The sequence below is a fragment of the Nocardioides dongkuii genome (assembly GCF_014127485.1).
Lineage (GTDB): Bacteria > Actinomycetota > Actinomycetes > Propionibacteriales > Nocardioidaceae > Nocardioides > Nocardioides dongkuii.
The window spans coordinates 3380685-3398645 of record NZ_CP059903.1; the positions used below are offsets into that span (position 1 = coordinate 3380685).

A 17961-nucleotide genomic window follows, 5' to 3' on the forward strand; every position below is an offset into this window, starting at 1 on the left:
CAAGCGCCGACTCGGCGTACTGCTCAGTCGTCGTCGGTGACCTTGCGGACGATGGCGGCGGCTGCGGCGCCGGCGACGGCGCCGGCGGCGAACGCCGCCCTGCTGCCGCCGGGGGCGTCGTCGGAGGCCTCCTCCTGCTCCTCCTGCGAGGGCATCCGGGGCCCCTGCACCGGGGCGGCGGGCTCGACCCACCGGGAGGCGCGCGCCTCCTCGGTGGTGTACGCCCACGACGCGGAGTAGAGGATCACGCGCGAGGTGTAGTTGATCCACACCACCAGGACCAGCGCGATGCCGAAGGCCTGGAACGCCGGCTGGTTGCGGGTCGACTCCAGCAGCAGCCCGGAAGCCTGCTTGAGCGCCTCGAAGACGACCGCCCCCAGCAGCGCGCCGGACCACAGCGACCGGCGCGGCACGTGCGGCTCCGCGAGCATCCGGTACATCAGGTAGAACAGCAGCGCGTTCGCCGGGAGGCCGAGGAGGACGCCCACCAGCTTGACCAGCCAGCCGAGGTCGGCGTCCACCCCGAACCACCGCGGCACGTCACCGGAGAAGCCGGCGATGAACCCGGTCGCGGCCACCGCCACCAGCAGCACCACGCCGAGCACCACCAGCGTCAGCAGGTCGCGCAGCTTGCCCCCGACGAAGCCCGGCTGCTCGCCCGCGGGCGTCACGAAGACCGTCTGCAGCGCGTCGCGGAGCGCCGAGATCCAGCCCAGCCCGGTGTAGAGGACGCCGGCGAGGCCGACGAGCGCGGCCCAGCCCGAGTAGGTGCGGATGTCCTCGAGGGACACCTGGTCGTCCCGGTTGCCGACGATCCCCGGCACCACCGAGTTGATGGTGCGGGCCAGGTCGGGGTCGGGACCGTCGTAGAGCGCCGAGAGACGGCCGAGCGCGAACACCGCCAGCGCCAGGATCGGGAAGAACGACAAGAACGCGAAGTACGTGACCGCCCCGGCCTGCTGTGCGGCCTTCACGGAGCCGAAGTGCTCCTGCATCAGCACGACGTGGTCGACCCACGGACGCCGCCGGCGTACGTCGTCGACCTTCGTGGTGACGCGGTCGATGATCGCCGGCATCCGGGCTACCGCCTCGTGTCAGGTCCTTCGTGGAGGGTGAACACCCTGGTGGGTTGCCAGCCGAGGGCGGCGTCATGCACGTAGAGGTGGAACGCCGCGACGTCGAACTCGCACTCGAAGGTAGCCAGCCCGGCGAACGCCTCGTCGAGGCGGTCGTCGTCGAGGTGGTGGGCGATCGTGACGTGCGGGTGGTACGGGAAGTCGAGCGGTACGTCGAGCGGGCCGCTCCGCACCGCCGCGGCGAGCTGCTCGCAGTGGGAGATGCCCTCGGCCAGAGTCACGAACACCACCGGCGAGACCGGCCGGAAGGTGCCGGTGCCGCGCAGGTGCACGGGGAAGCCGGGGAAGTCGTCGGCCACCGCCGCCAGGTGCTTCTCGACCGCACCGAGCTCGTCGTCGGGCACCTCGGTCGGCGGGACCAGCGTGATGTGCGTGGGGATCATCGTCGCCGTCGTGTCGCCGACGGAGGTGCGGTAGTCCTGGAGCTCCGTGGCCCAGGGCTCGGGGATCGCCACGGCCACGCCGATGGTCGGCATGCCCCGACCCTACTGAGCCGGGGCGACGAACCCGACCCTCTGGTAGACGTCCTTGAGTGTGGCCTCGGCCACCGCGTTCGCCTGCTCGGCGCCCTGCTTGAGCACCGTGGAGAGGTGGGCCTGGTCGTCGAGCAGCTCCAGGGTCCGCTCGCGGAACGGGGTCACGAACTCGACGACGGCCTCGGCGAGGTCCTTCTTCAGGTCGCCGTACCCCTTCCCGACGTACTGGTCGGCGAGGTCCTGGACCCCGGTGCCGGTGAGGGCGGAGAAGATCGTCAGCAGGTTGGAGACGCCGGGCTTGCCCTCCGGGTCGAAGACCACCTCGGAGCCGGAGTCGGTGACCGCCGAGCGGACCTTCTTCGCGCTGACGGCCGGGGCGTCGAGCATCTCGATGATGCCCGCCGGCGAGGACGCCGACTTCGACATCTTCGCGGTCGGGTCCTGGAGGTCGGCGATCTTGGCCGTCGCCTTGAGGATGTAGGGCTCGGGGAGCCGGAACGTCTTCTTGTAGCGGTGGTTGAACCGCTGCGCGAGGTCGCGGGTGAGCTCGAGGTGCTGGCGCTGGTCCTCGCCCACCGGCACGTAGTGCGGGCGGTAGAGCAGGATGTCGGCCGCCTGCAGGATGGGGTAGGTGAACAGGCCGACCGAGGCGGCGCCCTCGCCGCCCTTCGACGACTTGTCCTTGAACTGGGTCATCCGGCGGGCCTCGCCGAAGCCGGTCAGGCACTGCAGCACCCAGGCGAGCTGCGGGTGGGCCGGCACCTGGGACTGGATGAAGATCGAGGACCGGGTCGGGTCGATGCCCATCGCCAGCAGCTGGGCGGCCGCGCGCAGGCAGCGCTCGCGCAGCACCTTCGGGTCGTGCTCGACGGTGATCGCGTGCAGGTCGGCGATGAAGAAGAACGGCTGGTGGTCGCGCTGGAGGTCCACCCACTGCCGCAGCGCACCGAGGTAGTTCCCGAAGTGGAAGGAGTCGGAGGTGGGCTGGATGCCGGACAGCACGCGCGGCCGGGCGCCACCGGAGGTCGAGGTGGGCACGACGACGTCCGGCTGGGTCGTGGTGGACATGGCGAGCATTGTTCCCGATCGCGGCCGGTCGGACGAACGCGCCCCGGCATGACCGTCCGCACGTGTGGGTAGGACCGCTCCGTGCCTCCTGACCGTCGTCCCCTCTACGTGCTGCTGGCGATGGTGCTGGCCAACGTCGGCCTGGTGTTCGGGCTGGGCGGGACCGCCGGCTCCCTGGCCCAGCACCAGCGGGTCCTCGACGAGGACACCCTCCAGGCGTGCCTGGGCGCGCTGATCGGCGACCACGAGGCCTGGATGTACGCCGTGACCGGGCCGGTCTTCGACGGGCCCAACACGGTCGCCGCCGACTTCCGTCGTACGACCCCGGCGTCGCCGCACGACGAGGAGGCGCCCCCGCCCCGGGGCCGGATGCGGTGCACGGTCGCAGCGGGCGAGAACGTCGACGCCCCGATGCGGGTCACCCGGGTGGTCGCGGTCCCGTGATGCCCCCGCTCCCCCGCTGGGCCCCGGTCCTGGTGCTTCTTGTCGTCAACCTGCTGCCGCTGTGGCTGGTCCTGGACGGGTCGGCGGAGACCGCCGACCTGCTGATGTCCTACGTCCTGGAGACGTGGGCGCTCCTGCTCCTCGCGCTGCCGGAGGTGCCGCGGGTGGTGCGGTGGGGGTTCAGCCGTCGCGACGTGCGCGGCGGTCCGGCGGTCCTGCTCGGCCTCCTGCTGGTGCCGGTCGGGCTGGTCGCCATGACCTTCTCGGTCGTCGCGGAGGTCACCTGGGACACCCGCTCGGCGCTGAGCATCCTCGGGGTGGCCCTCAGCCTGGTGGTGGGCCTGGTGCTGACCTGGTGGCAGCACGGCTCGCCGGTGCCGGGCCGGTCCGGCGCGGCCGGCGCCTTCGCGTGGCGCTTCGTCCTCCTGGTGTGCGGGGCGCTGATCGGCCTCAACGCCGCGCGCTCGTACGAGGACCTGCTCGCGCACGGCTGGGAGCCGGCCCCCCTCGGCGACGGCTGGGCCTACCCCGTCGGGCAGCGGCTCATCGAGACGGCGATCGCGCTCGACCTGTCCGCGGCCGTCGTACCGGCCTTCTTCCTGGTCAGCGTGCGCACGGTCAACGAGGTGCTCCACGAGGTCTTCCTCGCGCTGACCGACCGACGCGCCGCCCCCGAGCTCGAGCCGGAGCCGGCCAGCACCTGACCGCCCGGATCGCGGACGTGCGCGCCTCGGCGGCTCTACGCTGTCTGCTCCCCCGAGCCGGAAGGCCCCCGTGACCGAGCCGTACGACGTCCGACCCGAGTACCCCTCCTACGCGCCGGCGTACCGGCCGCTGCCCACCGCGCCCAGCGACCTGGCCACCGCCGCGCTGGTGCTGGCCGGCGTCGTCACCGTCCTCCAGGCCGTCTCGGCCGCGGCGTCGTGGTGGGCGGCCGGGTCCTACCGCGAGGCAGCGCGCGACGGCGTGCCGCCGGTCGAGGTGCTGACGGCGTACGACGCGGTCGGGTTCCTGCTGCTGGCGGCGATGCTCGCGGCGTACGTCGTGACCAGCACCTGGCTCTACCGGTCGCGCACGCTGACCGACCAGCTCGCGCCCCAGGTGAAGCAGGAGCGCCGGCCGGTCTGGGCCTGGCTCGGCTGGTGGGTGCCGATCGTGTCCTTCTGGTTCCCCTACCAGGTGGTCCGGGGGGTGCAGGTCGACCGCCCGGGCCGGCGTCCGGTCGACCTGGGCGGGTGGTGGGCCTGCTGGGTCGTCTTCATCGTGCTCAACCGGGTCAGCGCGCGGATCTCGGGCAGCGCCGAGGTGCGCTCGGACGGCGCGTACACGATCTTCGCCCTCGTCGAGACCGTCGTCGCCGCGGTGCTCGTGGTCGCCCTGGTCCGGTGGGTGACCATCGTCAAGGACATCACGGCCGGCCAGCAGCACCTGCTCCGCGCCGCGCAGTAGCAGGCACCGCTCTACACTGAAGGCCTCCAGCGCCTCCATCTCGGGAGCAGGCCGTGAGCGACGTCAGCGAGAGCGACCCCCCGACACCGCCAGGGTCGACGGCGCCACGCAGGCCCGGCGGCAGTCCCGCGCTGCTGTTCCTGATGGCGATCGCGGTCGTGCCCGCCGTGATGCTCGCCGACACCTTCGACGCCGGTCCCGCCGCGATCATCGGCGGCATGGCCGGCCTGTTCGGCCTGGTCGCGTTCATGGGCGGGCCGCTGCGCGCCGACCTGCGGACCGCCGCGGTCGTGTCCCCCCTCCTGCTCTTCGGGGCCGTCGTCCCACGGCTGCTGGCCGAGGTCTCGCGACCGGCCGCGATCGCGCTGGTCGTGGTGATCGGCTTCGTCGCGGCCCTGCTGCCGCTGCGGGGCCCGCGGTTCGCCCACACCGGTCTCGGCCTCGGGATGCTCACGCTGTACGGCTACGCCTACGCGACCCGGGGGGCGGCAGACCACCAGCAGCTGATCGCGGCCGCCGTGGCCGGGATCGTGGTCGCGGTCCTGGTGCGGGTGGCGCTCGGCATCTCCGACCCGTCCGGGCCGACCCGGGAGCAGGTCGCTGCGGTCCTCGTCGCCGACGACGCCGCCGCGGCCACGGCGACGGCCTTCGACACCTGGCTCAGCGACGGCCGGCAGCGCTGGCTCGCGACCGCGCTCGAGGGGGCCTCCCGCTACCGCCTCGCCCTCCGGGCGGGCGAGCTCACCGCCACGGCCGACCCGTCGGGGGCCGCCGCGCTCCGCACCCGGGCGGCGGGGCTGGCCGACCAGGTGCGTGCCAAGCACCCGCCTGCCTCCGACGGGACGACCGGGTCCACCGCCGTGCCCCTGGCCGAGGCCACGGCCGCGCTGGACACCGTCGAGCAGGCGGCCCACCAGCGCGACACGACCGCGGTCGTGCTCGACCGCGGGGACCGGCACGACTTCCGCAGCGCGGTGCTGCACCCGTCCGGCCGACTGCGGTCGATCCAGGTGCGGCACGCGCTCCGCACAGCGCTGGGGCTGCTGGTGATGCTGGTGGTGACCTCCGGCCTCGAGCCCGGCGACCCCCTGGTCGCCACGGTGCTGCTGACCACCTTCGGGATCCTCCAGGCGAGCTGGCGCGACACGCTCACGAAGGCGCGGAACAAGGTCATCGGCCTGGTCGCCGGGTCGAGTGCCGTCGCGGTGATCCTGCTGACCGTGCCCGGCCGCTACCTCACCGCCGTCGCGGCGGTGTCCCTCGCCCTGGGGCTCTGGTACATCGTCACCCGGCCCGCCCTGGGCGCGGCCTTCATGGTGGTCGTCAGCGTCGGTTTCAACGCCGTCACCCGTGACCTCGACCCCGGCGAGCTCCTGCTCCAGTACGCCGGGCTGACCGCCACCGCCGTCGCGGTCGGTCTGGTCCTCGGCTTCGCGGTCGTCCCTGCGTTCCGACCCGCACCGCTGCGCCAGCGGATCGAGTCGGCGACCGACGCGACCTCGGCCGTGCTGCGGGCCGCGGCGAGCGGGGTGCCGGTGCCGGAGGCCATCGCGCTGCACCGCGACGCCCAGCAGAAGCAGGACGAGCTCGTGCCGGACCGCGAGCACCTCGACGAGCACCAGCTCGCCGAGCTCGACCGGCTGCAGTCGGGTCTGCGCGACGTCGTCACGATCGTCGACACCGCCACCGTCGACCACGCCTCGCTGGCCGAGGCCGCCGAGATGCTCCAGGCCCAGGAGACCGGCGCCCCCCGACGGACGACCGGCGTGGCCCACGCGAACGGCGCCGCGTCCGCCACCCTGCGGGACCTCGTGGAGCAGTCCGGCGACGCCGAGCGGTACCTGCTGCGGACGCTGCCGGCGAGCGGCTGAGCGGCCGTCAGGCGGCGTCGGCCGCCGCGCGCTCCCCGTTGCGGTGGCTGACCGCCGACCACAGCAGGATCACCACGCCCAGCACCGACAGCGCCGCGCCGACCAGGGCGGGCGCGCGGTAGCCGTAGCCGGCCGCGATCACGAGCCCGCCGAGCCACGCGCCGAGCGCGTTGGCGCTGTTGAGCGCGGCGTGGTTCATCGCCGCCCCCAGGGTGACCGCGTCGCCGGCCACGTCCATCAGGCGCAGCTGCAGGTTGGTGACCAGCACCGACCCGACGGCGGTGATCGAGAAGACCACGGGCAGCAGCCACCAGCCGTACGGCGAGACCACCCAGAAGACCAGCATCAGGATCGCCGACCCGACGCCGGACCAGACGAGCGACTGCAGCACCGACCAGCGGGCCACCTCGCCCGCCACCCAGGTGCCGGCGACCATGCCGAGACCGAACGCGAGCAGGAAGAACGGCACCGACCCCTCGGTCAGCCCGGCCACGTCGGTGACGGTCGTGGCGATGTAGGAGTAGACCGCGAACAGCCCGCCGAACCCGATCGCGCCGGCGGCGAGCGTCAGCCAGACCTGGCGGCGGCCGAAGAACTCACGCGCCTCCTTGGCGCCGGTGGCCCCCTTGTCGCCGGGCACGGACGGCACGAACGCCAGCACCAGCGCCATGGTCAGCAGCGCGATCACCGCGGTCATCACGTATGCCGACCGCCAGCCGAGGTGCTGGCCGACCCAGGTCGCCACCGGGACGCCGATCACGTTCGCCACCGAGAGGCCCAGCATCACGCCAGCGACCGCCCGGCCGCGGTGCCGCGGCTCCGCGAGGCTCGCCGCCACCAGGCTGGCGACCCCGAAGTAGGCGCCGTGCGGGAGCCCGTCGAGGAAGCGCGCGAAGGTCAGCATCCCGTAGCCGGTGGCCACCGCGCTGAGCACGTTGAACACCGCGTATGCGCCCATCAGGGCCACCAGCAGCCCCCGTCGCGGGAGCGAGGTGGCGAAGAAGGAGAGGAGCGGGACACCCGCGACGACGCCCAGGGCGTACGCCGAGATCACGTGGCCGGCCTTGGGCTCGGAGACGCCGATGCCCTCGGCGATCTGCGGCAGCAGGCCCATGGTCACGAACTCGGTCGTGCCGATGGCGAACCCGCCCACGGCGAGGGCGAGCACCGCGAGCACGAACCGTCGCCCGCCCAGCTCCTCGTCGTCGCGAGTGGCAGGGGCCTCGGTGGTCGTCATGGAGCCTTCCGGTCGGGGGTGGACTCCTCCTCCAACCGGCCCCGCGGGGACTCCTATTCCGGACCTCGGGTGCGATTCTCCTCACCCGGCGAGGTGGGCCCACCGTCCCTCGAGCTCGCGCCACGGCCCGCTCGCGGCGATCTCGCCGTCGACGAGCACCACGACCCGGTCGGCCTGCGCGAGCGCCGCCCGCTTGGAGGTCGCGCCCAGCACGGTCGTCCCGCGCTGGCGCAGCGCCTGCCAGAGCTCGATCTCGGTGGCGGCGTCCAGGGCGCTGGAGACGTCGTCGGCGAGCAGCAGCTCGGTCTCGGCGGCCAGGGCGCGGGCCAGGGCGAGGCGCTGCACCTGCCCCCCGGAGAGCCGTACGCCGCGGTGCCCGACCACCGCGTCCGGCCCACCGGCGTCGGCGACGTCGGACTCCAGCCGCGCGTCGGCGATCGCCTGCTCGAGCGCCCGCGGGTGCCCGAGGCGGATGTTGTCGGCGAAGGTGCCGGAGAGCACCCGGGGCACCTGCGCGACGTGGGCGACCTGCGCGGGCCGGAGGAACGTCTGGGCATCGTCGACCTCGGTGCCGTTCCAGCGCACCGAGCCGGTGTGGGCGACCAGGCCCGCAAGCACCCCGAGCAGGCTGGACTTGCCGGACCCCACCTGGCCCAGGAGCAGCACCAGCTCGCCCGCCTGCACCGTGAGGTCGACCCCGACGACCCCGCGGGTGCCGTCGTCGTGGACGGCGTCGACGCCGCGCAGCTCGAGGGTGCGCAGCGGCACCCGCTGGACCGGGGCCGGGTCGGGCGCCGCCCCGCTGACCAGGTCGACGCCGGGCGGCAGCTGCATCAGGTCGACCCCACCGGCCAGCCGGCTGGTCGTCCGCTGCCAGGAGCGGGTGCCGGGAGCCTCGGTGATCACCGACCCCGCGACCCGACCGAACCAGTCGAAGCCGTTGACCGCGTTGGCCACCAGCAGCGCGGTCGCGAGGCCCCAGCCGCCCGCCTCGTGGATCCCCCAGGCGGCGACCACGCCGCACTGCACCAGCACCACCGGGACCCCGTCGAGGACCGCCTGGACCCGGTGCTCGCGCACGGCCGCGTCCACGCGCCCCCCGTCGACCCGGCGCAGGTGGCGGTGGACCGCGGGGGTGGCCGCGGCGAGCTTGACCGTGCGGGCCGACTCGAGCGCGGAGACCAGCGAGCGCCCGAACCGCGCTCGCGCCGCCGACGACTCGGTCGCCGACCGGCCCGCGATCGGGCGACCCGCCGTCGAGGCGAGGGCCGAGGCCACCATGACCGTCAGCAGCACCCCGCCGGCGAGCAGGTTGACGCTGGCGGCCGCGGTGACGGCCACGATCACCAGGCCGTTCACGAGGTCGACCCAGCGGTCGGCGTACCGCACGTAGCGGTCGGCGTCCATCGCCCGCGCCACGACCTCGCCGGCGGGCGTGCGGGTCAACCGGTGCTGCTCGGTCTGGCCGGCGAGCACCGTCATCCGCACCCGCAGCATCACCTCGATCCACCACCGCGGGTAGCGCAGGAACGCGCTGGCCAGCAGCAGCGGCGCGACGAGCAGCGACGCGACCAGCGCCACGGTGAGCCCGATCGGCTCGCCGCCGTCCTGGAGGTCCTCGACCAGGTGGCCCCAGACGAAGCCGGTGAGCGCGCCGTACGCGCCCACCAGCGCGGCGGCCAGGAAGAGGACGGCGCCGACCACGCCCCACCGCGGCTCCACCAGCAGCGCGGAGACGATGCCGCGGGTCAGGGTGGGCCCGGTGCCGACCTCGGGCAGCGACGGCGGCGGGCCGGACCGGCGTACGCCGCCGACGGCCGTCGGCGTGCCGGCGTGCTCGACCTCCGGCTCGGCGCCGCCCGCGTCGAGCAGCGTGCGGAACGGCCCGGGCGCCGTGGCGAGCTGGGCCCGCGGCCCCTGCTGGACCACGCGGCCCGCGTCCAGCACGGCCACGACGTCGGCGCGGGCCGTCGTCGAGAGCCGGTGGGCGACCAGGATGCCGGTGCGGCCGACGAGCAGCCGGTCGGCGGCGCGCACGACCAGCGACTCGGTGAGCGGGTCCATCCGGGCGGTCGCCTCGTCGAGCACGACCACGCTGACGTCGCGGACCAGCAGCCGCGCGAAGGCGACCAGCTGCTCCTCCCCCGCCGAGAGCGTGGTGCCGCCGGGGCCGAGCGGCGTGTCCAGCCCCTCGGGCAGGCCGGCGACCCAGTCGTCGAGGCCGAGCTCGGTGACCGCGGCCTCGACCGCGGCGCGCGGGAGGTCGTGGAAGAGCGTGACGTTCTCGGCGAGGGTGCCGGCGAGGATCTCGGTGCGCTGGGTGACCACCCCGACCGCTGCCCGCAGCTGCTGGAGGTCGAGGTCGAGGACGTCGGCGCCCCCGAGGAGGACGGTGCCCCGGGGCGGGTCGACCGCGCGGGACACCAGCGCCGCCAGCGTGGACTTGCCGGAGCCGGTGCGCCCGACCAGGGCGCAGGTCTGCCCCGCCGGCACCCGCAGCGACACGTCGCGCAGCGCGAAGGTGCCCTCCTCGTAGGCGAAGTGCAGGTCGCGCAGCTCGAGGTCGACCGGGCCCGGGGGCACCGGCAGCCCGCCGACCGGCTCCGGCTCGGTGCCGAGCAGCTGGCGCAGCCGCATCAGGGCCCCGACGCCGGCCTGGAGGTCGGGCAGGTGGCGCGCCACCTGGTCGATCTGCCCGACGAAGGTGGTCGTGACCAGGAACAGGGTGACCAGCCGGGCGACGGACAGGTCTCCCCCGGCGGCGAGCGCGACGCCGATCACCCCGACGGCCGCGAGCAGGCCGTGCAGCAGCACCCCGGCGCGCCGGGCGATCCGGGTCTCGACCTCGAGCACCCGCAGGAACAACTCGTGCACCCGCGCCGACTGCTCCGCGCACCGGCGTACGACGTGGGCCTGGCCCAGGCTCGCGCGCACGTCGTCGCGGGCCGTGACGCCCTCCTCCATCGCCGCCGCGTGGTCGGTCCAGGCCATCTCCTCGAGCACCTTGCGCTCGGCGACCTCGGCCAGCAGCGGCCGGACGACGAGGATGGTGCCGGCGCCGAACAGCGGGAACAGCACCCACGCCGGCCACCAGGTCAGGCCGGCGACGATCCACATCGGCACGACCGCGAACACGGTGCGCAGCGCGTCCCAGACCTGGCGGCGCACCAGCGCGCCGACCTCGTGGGTGTCGTCGTCGACCCGGTCGAGCACCTCGCCGACCGCCTGCTCGGAGAGCATCCCGAGCGGCTGGTGCAGCGCCGCGTCGAGGAGGTCGGCGCGCAGCCGGCCCTCGGCCCGGTCGACGACGCCGGCCCAGGCGGTGCGGCCGGCGGTGTCGAGCAGCGCCGCCCCGACCACGCACAACGCCAGCAGGCCGACCAGGCCCGGGGCGGGGTCCTCGGCGATCTGGCCGGCGACGACCGTGCCGAGCGTCTGGCCGATCGCGGCGAGCATCGAGCCGACGAGGGCGATGCCGGCGACCCGGCCCCGCAGGCGGCGCCAGTCGACACGGCGGGCGGGGCTGTCGGTCGGCGGGACGACCGGGCGGCCGGTGTCGGCCTCGGGGAGGGTGGCGGTGCTCATCGGCGACGACGCTACGGGCTCCCACGGACAAGCGCCCAGCGATTACCGCTGGGCGCTCGTCGCGAGGGGTCAGGCAGCGATCAGATCGTGGCGAGCGCCTCGTTGAGCGTCTTCGACGGACGCATCACCGCGTCGGCCTTGGCGTCGTCGGGGCGGTAGTAGCCGCCGATGTCGGCCGGCTTGCCCTGCACGCCGTTGAGCTCGGCGACGATGGTCTCCTCCTCCGCCGCGAGCCGCTCCGCGAGCGGCCCGAAGGTCGCCGCCAGCTCGGCGTCGTCGGACTGGCCCGCGAGCTCCTGGGCCCAGTACATCGCCAGGTAGAAGTGCGAGCCGCGGTTGTCGATGCCGCCCACGCGCCGGGTCGGGGACTTGTCCTGGTCGAGGAACGTGCCGGTCGCCCGGTCGAGGGTGTCGGCCAGCACCTGCGCGCGCGGGTTGTCGTCGTACCCCGCGAGGTGCTCGAAGGACGCCGCCAGCGCGAAGAACTCGCCGAGGCTGTCCCAGCGCAGGTAGTTCTCCTTGATCAGCTGCTGCACGTGCTTGGGCGCCGAGCCGCCGGCGCCGGTCTCGAACAGGCCGCCGCCGTTCATCAGCGGGACGACCGAGAGCATCTTGGCCGACGTGCCGAGCTCGAGGATCGGGAACAGGTCGGTGTTGTAGTCGCGCAGCACGTTGCCCGTGACCGAGATGGTGTCCTCGCCCTTGCGGATCCGCTCCAGGGAGTACGCCGTGGCCTCGGCCGGCGGCATGATCTCGATGGTCAGGCCGTCGGTGTCCCCCACGAGGTCGCTGTCGCCGAGGTACTCGCGCACCTTCTCGATCAGGATCGCGTCGTGGGCACGGGTCTCGTCGAGCCAGAAGACCGCCGGGGCGCCGGTCGCGCGGGCGCGGGTGACGGCCAGCTTGACCCAGTCGCGGATCGGCAGGTCCTTGGTCTGGCAGGCGCGCCAGATGTCGCCGGGCTGCACGTCGTGCTCGATGAGCACGTCGCCCGCGCTGTTGACGACCTGCACGGTGCCCGCGGCGGGGATCTCGAAGGTCTTGTCGTGGGAGCCGTACTCCTCGGCCGCCTTGGCCATCAGGCCCACGTTGGGGACCGAGCCCATGGTGGCGGGGTCGAAGGCGCCGTGCGCGCGGCAGTCGTCGAGGACGGTCTGGTAGACGCCGGCGTAGGAGGAGTCCGGGATCACCGCGAGGGTGTCGTGCTCCTCGCCGTCGGGGCCCCACATGTGGCCGGAGGTGCGGATCATCGCCGGCATCGAGGCGTCGATGATGACGTCGCTCGGCACGTGCAGGTTGGTGATGCCCTTGTCGGAGTCGACCATCGCGAGCGCGGGGCCGTCGGCGAGGCCCTGCTGGATCGCGGCCTTGATCGCCTCGCCCTCGGGCAGGCTCTCGACGGCGCCGAGGAGCGCACCGAGACCGTCGTTCGGGGAGATCCCCGCGGCCCGCAGCTGCTCGCCGTACTGGTCGAAGAGGGTCGGGAAGAACGCCTGCACGACGTGGCCGAAGATGATCGGGTCGGAGACCTTCATCATCGTGGCCTTGAGGTGCGCGGAGAACAGCACGCCCTCGGCCTTGGCCCGGGCCACCTGCTCGGTGAGGAAGCGGCGCAGCGCCGCGACGTCCATGTAGGTGCCGTCGACGACCTCGCCCGCGAGCACCGTGATGCCGTCCTTGAGGACGGTCTCGGTGCCGTCGGCGCCGACCAGCTTGATGGTGAGGGTGTCGTCGGAGGGGATCACGACCGACTTCTCGTTGGAGCGGAAGTCGTGCTCGCCCATCGTCGCGACGTTGGTCTTGGAGTCCGCGCTCCACGCGCCCATGCGGTGCGGGTGCTTCTTCGCGTAGTTCTTGACCGACGCCGGCGCGCGGCGGTCGGAGTTGCCCTCGCGCAGGACCGGGTTGACCGCGGAGCCCTTGACCTTGTCGTACTTGGCCCGGGCCTCCTTCTCCTCGTCGGTCGAGGGGGCCTCGGGGTAGTCAGGGATCTCGAAGCCCTGCTCCTGCAGCTCCTTGATCGCGGCCTTGAGCTGCGGGACGGAGGCGGAGATGTTGGGCAGCTTGATGATGTTGGCCTCGGGCTTCGTGGCCAGCTCGCCGAGCTCGCCGAGCGCGTCGTCGGCGAGGCCGAACTGCGCCAGGATGCGCGCGGCCACCGAGATGTCGCGGGTCTCCACCTCCACGCCTGCCTGCGCGGCGTACGCCTGGATGATCGGCAGGAACGAGTACGTCGCGAGCAGCGGCGCCTCGTCGGTGTGGGTGTAGATGATGGTGGCCATGGTGCGACGACTCCTGTGCTGGGAGGAAAGTTTCTCGACGTCAAGATACCCGGTGGGTGCGTCCGGTTCACCCTTGCACCCGTGACCAGCCTCGGCAATGTCCCCGCCGCCGGCGGGGGTGCTGGCTACAGTGGAAGTTCCCGACCGACCCGACGAGGCCGACCCCAGGAGCCCGCATGACGGACGCAGTCGTCGAGGCGCCCCCCGCGCCCACCACCTTCCAGCAGGCCGCCGCCGAGGCGATCGGCACCTTCGTGCTCGTGTTCTTCGGGTGCGGGTCGGTGGTCTACCTCAACGCCGTCGACGAGTTCGACATCGTCTCGATCGGCCTGACCTTCGGCCTCGCCGTCGCGGTGATGGCCTACGCCGTCGGGCGGATCTCCGGCGGCCACTTCAACCCCGCCGTGTCCCTGGGCGCGGCCATCAGCGGCCGGATCGCCTGGCGGCAGGTGGCGGTCTACGTCGCCGCCCAGCTGGTCGGCGCGATCCTGGCCGGCGCCGTCCTGCTGCTGCTCCTGCAGGGCTACGACGGCTACGAGGTCGACCGGTTCGGCCTCGGCCAGAACTCCTTCGGCGACGAGGGCAGCGGGTACGCCGCGTGGGCGGCGTTCCTGTTCGAGATGCTGATGACCGCGATCTTCGTCCTCGTCATCCTCGGGGTGACCGACGCGCGCAACGAGCACCCCGCCTTCGCCCCGCTCGTCATCGGGCTCACGCTCGCGGCGATCCACTTCGTCGGGATCCCGGCGACCGGCACCTCGGTCAACCCCGCCCGGTCCATCGGCCCGGCCCTCTTCGCCGGCGTCGACGCCATCCTCCAGCTCTGGCTCTTCATCCTGGCGCCGCTGGTCGGCGCCGCGATCGCCGGAGCGGTCTACCCGCTGCTCTTCGGCCGCGCCGGCGACCCGGTGCCGGGCTCGGGGCTGCGGCTGCGCCGCCCCACGCAGGCGGCCGCGGTGCCGGGCTACGGCGCCTCCGACCAGTACCAGGAGCAGTGGAACCAGCAGGTCTCGACCGGCCAGCCGATCATCCAGGACGGCTGGCAGTGGGACCCCTACGCGCAGCAGTGGATCCCGGCCCAGCAGCAGCAGCAGCAGTCCGCTCCGGTCGAGGACCCGCAGGCGCCGCCGCCCGACGACCAGACCCAGGTGCGCCCGCCGGACGACTACCGCCCGTAGGCCCCGAACGCGGTCTCGAGGCGGACCAGCCCCGTGCCCTTCTCGAAGGTCGCGAGGGCGTCGGTCCCGGCGCGGTCGGTCCACCGCACCTCGAGGGTGTCCCCCTCGAGGTCCGTGACCTCGGCGCGCGCGTCGACCGCGCCCCCGGCGTACGTCGTCCCGTAGCCGTCGCCAAGGCGCGGGGTGGCGGCCATGACCAGGCCGGCCTCCGCCCCCGTGTCGCCGAGGCGCCAGACGTTGCCGTCGTCGTCCTGGGCGAGCAGGGCGGTGGTGCTCCCCCGCGGGTCGGTGAACGTGACCTCCGTGGCCTCGATCCCCCCGACCGTGGTGGGGTCCTCGGCGACCGCCAGCGTGACCGCGCCGTCGGTCCCCTCCAGCGTCGTGGTCGACCCCGGGTCCAGCGCCAGCCACGGGTTGTCCACGCCGCCGCCGGCCGCGTCGAAGTCGTCCGGGTCCGGGGACGGGCTCGGCACAGTCAGCCCGTCGACGCCCGCGGGCGGGCTCGGATCCGGGTCCGCGGCGCAGCCTGTGGTGGACGCCGACAGCGCGAGGAGTGCGAGCGCGACGACCGTCCGGCGTACTCCTGGGCGCATGGGGGAAGCATCCCCCACGGCGCGAACCCTCGTGCCGGGGGGCGGTGTCCCGCTGCTAGCGTCGGCAGGCGGAAGAGCCCCTTCTTTCCCGGACCCGACTAGGAGTCGTCGTGAGCCCCACCCCCTTGAAGGTCGCCGTCACCGGCGCCGCCGGCCAGATCGGCTACAGCCTCCTGTTCCGCCTCGCGAGCGGAGCCCTGGCGGGTGACCGCCCGATCGAGCTGCGCTTGCTGGAGATCACCCCGGCTCTGAAGGCTCTCGAGGGCGTCGTCATGGAGCTCGACGACTGCGCGTTCCCGAACCTCGCCGGCGTCGAGATCGGCGACGACCCGGAGAAGATCTTCGACGGCGTCAACCTCGCCCTGCTCGTCGGCGCCCGCCCGCGCGGCCCCGGCATGGAGCGCGGCGACCTGCTCTCGGCCAACGGCGCGATCTTCACCGCCCAGGGCAAGGCGCTGAACAAGGTCGCCGCCGACGACGTCCGCGTCGGCGTCACCGGCAACCCCGCCAACACCAACGCGCTGATCGCGATGACCAACGCCCCCGACATCCCGCGCGAGCGGTTCTCCGCGCTGACCCGCCTGGACCACAACCGGGCGATCTCGCAGCTGGCCGCCAAGACCGGCGCCGCGGTCACCGACATCTCCAAGATGACGATCTGGGGCAACCACTCCGCGACCCAGTACCCCGACCTCTTCCACGCCGAGATCGGCGGCCGCAACGCCGCCGAGGTCGTGGGCGACCAGGACTGGATCGAGTCCACGTTCATCCCGACCGTCGCCAAGCGCGGCGCGGCGATCATCGAGGCCCGCGGCTCCTCCTCGGCGGCCTCCGCCGCCTCCGCCACCATCGACGCGGCCCGCGACTGGCTCTTCGGCTCCGCCGAGAACGACTGGGTCTCGATGGCGGTCGCCTCCGACGGCTCGTACGGCGTCCCCGAGGGCCTGGTCTCCTCCTTCCCCGTCATCACCAAGGACGGCGACTGGACCATCGTCGAGGGCCTCGCCATCGACGACTTCTCCCGCGCGCGCATCGACGCCTCCACCGCCGAGCTCGCCGACGAGCGCAGCGCGGTCACCGAGCTCGGTCTCATCTGACGCACCCCCGCACCCCGGCCCGTCGTCCTCCTCCCGGGGGCGGCGGGCCGGTGTCGTTCGTACGCCGAGTCGGCGCTTGTGTTCGCGGGGCCGTACGTCCGGGCCTCCTTGCGTCATACGAGTTGGGAAAGTGCTGGGGACAATTCGTTGCTGTTCGAACGCGTGTTCGATAGAATCGGGGCATGTCCCGAACCCCCCACCCGCTCGTCGACGGCACCGGCGTGCCCGGCGCGGACCGGGTGGCGTCCTGGGCGGCCGGCCTGGTCGAGCCCGGGTTGAGCGACGCCGAGCGGGTGGATCGGATCCGGGCTTGTGAGGACCTCAAGGCGCAACTGTGCGCCGCCCAGGCCCGGCTGAGCGTGGACCTGGACGTCTCCCAGTGCGAGGAGCAGACCCACCGCGGAGTCCCGGCCGACCAGCGGGGCCGTGGGGTGGCCGGCCAGGTCGCGCTGGCCCGGCGGGAGTCCCCGCACCGCGGCGGCACCCACCTCGGGCTCGCGAAGGTCCTGGTCCACGAGATGCCGCACGCGCTGGCCGCGATGGAGGCCGGGGTGCTCTCCGAGTGGCGGGCCACCCTGGTGGCGCGGGAGACCGCCTGCCTGTCCCGCGAGGACCGCGCCGCCGTGGACACCCGCCTGTTCGCCGACCCGGCCACCGCCGAGGGGTGGGGGGACCGGCGATTGGTCGCGGAGGCCAAGAAGATCGGCTACACCCTGGACCCCCGCGCCGTGGTCGACCGGGCCCGCCGCGAGGTCTCCGAGCGCCGGGTCAGCGTCCGCCCAGTGCCGGAGACGATGTCGCAGGTCACCGCACTGCTCCCAGCCGCGCAGGGGATCGCGGTCTGGGCGTGCCTGGGCGCCCACGCCGACCGGCTCCGCGCCCAGGGTGACCCCCGCACCCGCGGACAGATCATGGCCGACACCCTGGTGGTCCGAGTCACCGGCCAGGACACCGCCGAGGCGGTGCCGGTCGCGGTCAACATGACCCTCTCCGACCAGACCCTGATCGCCGGGGGCACCGACCCCGCCTGGCTGGGGGGCCATGGCCCGATCCCCGCCGCCCTGGCCCGCGAGCTCACCGCGACCGCGACCGAGCAGGCCCTGGCCACGCTGCGCAAGCTCTACGTCTCACCCACCACCGGCCAGCTCACCGCCCTGGAGTCGGTCGCCCGCACCTTCCCCGCCGGGCTCGGGTTGTTCCTGGACCTGCGCGACCAGTCCTGCCGCACCCCCTGGTGCGACGCCCCCGTGCGCCACCACGACCACATCGAGGACTGGGCCGTAGGTGGTCCCACGACCGGGATCAACGGTCAAGGGCTGTGCGAGCAGTGCAACCACACCAAGCAGGCCCCCGGCTGGACCACCACCACCGACCCACCCGATCCATTCGATGCGGGATCCAGTCGACATCGGGTCACCACCACCACCCCGACCGGACACCAGGTCACCTCGACCGCACCCGACCTCCCCCGACCCGCGGTGCAGATCCACACCCTCACCCGCCGGGAGAAACGACTCCTCGAGCTCGTCCTCGCCGTCTGACGCG

The 17961-nt window shown here is 73.5% G+C and carries 14 protein-coding genes; 7 read left to right on the plus strand and 7 right to left on the minus strand.

The window, feature by feature from the left end; genetic code table 11:
• Window positions 1–23: 23 nt before the first annotated feature.
• From H4O22_RS16325 to trpS, 3 genes are read right to left on the minus strand one after another with little or no spacing between them, the layout of a single operon-like run.
• Window positions 24–1076: a YihY/virulence factor BrkB family protein gene (locus H4O22_RS16325; protein ID WP_182524395.1), complete on the minus strand. Its 1053-nt coding sequence runs from the start codon at window positions 1074–1076 to the stop codon at window positions 24–26.
• A 5-nt stretch (window positions 1077–1081) separates the two neighbouring features.
• Window positions 1082–1612: a 2'-5' RNA ligase family protein gene (locus H4O22_RS16330; RefSeq protein WP_182524396.1), complete on the minus strand. Its 531-nt coding sequence runs from the start codon at window positions 1610–1612 to the stop codon at window positions 1082–1084.
• Window positions 1613–1621: 9 nt separating this feature from the next.
• Window positions 1622–2680, minus strand: coding sequence for a tryptophan--tRNA ligase (gene trpS, locus H4O22_RS16335; RefSeq protein ID WP_182524397.1), 1059 nt, complete (start codon window positions 2678–2680; stop codon window positions 1622–1624).
• 81 nt (window positions 2681–2761) lie between these two features.
• Between trpS and H4O22_RS16340 the strand changes: the two genes are divergently transcribed.
• The 4 genes from H4O22_RS16340 to H4O22_RS16355 all read left to right on the plus strand — a co-directional run bounded on the left by H4O22_RS16340 (window position 2762) and on the right by H4O22_RS16355 (window position 6444).
• Window positions 2762–3124, plus strand: a complete 363-nt coding sequence (locus H4O22_RS16340) for a hypothetical protein (protein WP_182524398.1) — start codon at window positions 2762–2764, stop codon at window positions 3122–3124.
• A complete protein-coding gene (locus H4O22_RS16345; RefSeq protein ID WP_182524399.1) occupies window positions 3124–3828 on the plus strand; it encodes a hypothetical protein in 705 nt (234 codons plus the stop codon). The genes H4O22_RS16340 and H4O22_RS16345 overlap by 1 nt, the downstream gene beginning before the upstream one ends.
• A 70-nt stretch (window positions 3829–3898) precedes the next feature.
• On the plus strand, window positions 3899–4573 hold the full coding sequence (locus H4O22_RS16350) for a DUF4328 domain-containing protein (protein WP_182524400.1): 675 nt from the start codon (window positions 3899–3901) through the stop codon (window positions 4571–4573).
• Between the two features lie 53 nt (window positions 4574–4626).
• On the plus strand, window positions 4627–6444 hold the full coding sequence (locus H4O22_RS16355; protein ID WP_182524401.1) for an FUSC family protein: 1818 nt from the start codon (window positions 4627–4629) through the stop codon (window positions 6442–6444).
• 7 nt (window positions 6445–6451) lie between these two features.
• Here the strand turns inward: H4O22_RS16355 and H4O22_RS16360 are convergent, their stop codons facing one another.
• The 3 genes from H4O22_RS16360 to H4O22_RS16370 all read right to left on the minus strand — a co-directional run bounded on the left by H4O22_RS16360 (window position 6452) and on the right by H4O22_RS16370 (window position 13548).
• Entirely contained in the window at window positions 6452–7681 is a 1230-nt protein-coding gene (locus tag H4O22_RS16360; RefSeq protein ID WP_182524402.1) for an MFS transporter, read from the minus strand.
• A gap of 81 nt (window positions 7682–7762) precedes the next feature.
• Window positions 7763–11266: an ATP-binding cassette domain-containing protein gene (locus H4O22_RS16365; protein WP_182524403.1), complete on the minus strand. Its 3504-nt coding sequence runs from the start codon at window positions 11264–11266 to the stop codon at window positions 7763–7765.
• An 80-nt stretch (window positions 11267–11346) separates the two neighbouring features.
• Window positions 11347–13548 carry an NADP-dependent isocitrate dehydrogenase gene (locus tag H4O22_RS16370; RefSeq protein WP_182524404.1) on the minus strand — a complete coding sequence of 734 codons (2202 nt, stop codon included), beginning with the start codon at window positions 13546–13548 and terminating at the stop codon, window positions 11347–11349.
• A 176-nt stretch (window positions 13549–13724) separates the two neighbouring features.
• On the opposite strand from H4O22_RS16370, the gene H4O22_RS16375 reads away from it, so the two are divergent.
• Window positions 13725–14726 carry an MIP family channel protein gene (locus tag H4O22_RS16375; protein WP_182524405.1) on the plus strand — a complete coding sequence of 334 codons (1002 nt, stop codon included), beginning with the start codon at window positions 13725–13727 and terminating at the stop codon, window positions 14724–14726.
• On the opposite strand, the gene H4O22_RS16380 is transcribed toward H4O22_RS16375, so the two are convergent.
• Window positions 14714–15319 (minus strand): hypothetical protein, encoded by a 606-nt coding sequence (locus tag H4O22_RS16380; protein ID WP_182524406.1) that lies wholly within the window; start codon window positions 15317–15319, stop codon window positions 14714–14716. The genes H4O22_RS16375 and H4O22_RS16380 overlap by 13 nt on opposite strands.
• 110 nt (window positions 15320–15429) lie before the next feature.
• Between H4O22_RS16380 and H4O22_RS16385 the strand changes: the two genes are divergently transcribed.
• Both H4O22_RS16385 and H4O22_RS16390 read left to right on the plus strand, forming a co-directional pair.
• Window positions 15430–16416, plus strand: a complete 987-nt coding sequence (locus tag H4O22_RS16385) for a malate dehydrogenase (RefSeq protein ID WP_182524407.1) — start codon at window positions 15430–15432, stop codon at window positions 16414–16416.
• A 182-nt stretch (window positions 16417–16598) separates the two neighbouring features.
• A complete protein-coding gene (locus tag H4O22_RS16390) occupies window positions 16599–17957 on the plus strand; it encodes an HNH endonuclease signature motif containing protein (protein ID WP_182524408.1) in 1359 nt (452 codons plus the stop codon).
• The last annotated feature ends 4 nt before the right edge of the window (window positions 17958–17961 follow it).

Coding starts and splice junctions, on each gene's coding strand:
- H4O22_RS16370 (WP_182524404.1), bottom strand. CDS start 13,548: ATGGCCACCATCATCTACACCCACACCGACGAGGCGCCGCTGCTCGCG.
- H4O22_RS16390 (WP_182524408.1), top strand. CDS start 16,599: ATGTCCCGAACCCCCCACCCGCTCGTCGACGGCACCGGCGTGCCCGGC.
- H4O22_RS16380 (WP_182524406.1), bottom strand. CDS start 15,319: ATGCGCCCAGGAGTACGCCGGACGGTCGTCGCGCTCGCACTCCTCGCG.
- H4O22_RS16375 (WP_182524405.1), top strand. CDS start 13,725: ATGACGGACGCAGTCGTCGAGGCGCCCCCCGCGCCCACCACCTTCCAG.
- H4O22_RS16330 (WP_182524396.1), bottom strand. CDS start 1,612: ATGCCGACCATCGGCGTGGCCGTGGCGATCCCCGAGCCCTGGGCCACG.
- H4O22_RS16360 (WP_182524402.1), bottom strand. CDS start 7,681: ATGACGACCACCGAGGCCCCTGCCACTCGCGACGACGAGGAGCTGGGC.
- H4O22_RS16365 (WP_182524403.1), bottom strand. CDS start 11,266: ATGAGCACCGCCACCCTCCCCGAGGCCGACACCGGCCGCCCGGTCGTC.
- H4O22_RS16345 (WP_182524399.1), top strand. CDS start 3,124: ATGCCCCCGCTCCCCCGCTGGGCCCCGGTCCTGGTGCTTCTTGTCGTC.
- trpS (WP_182524397.1), bottom strand. CDS start 2,680: ATGTCCACCACGACCCAGCCGGACGTCGTCGTGCCCACCTCGACCTCC.
- H4O22_RS16325 (WP_182524395.1), bottom strand. CDS start 1,076: ATGCCGGCGATCATCGACCGCGTCACCACGAAGGTCGACGACGTACGC.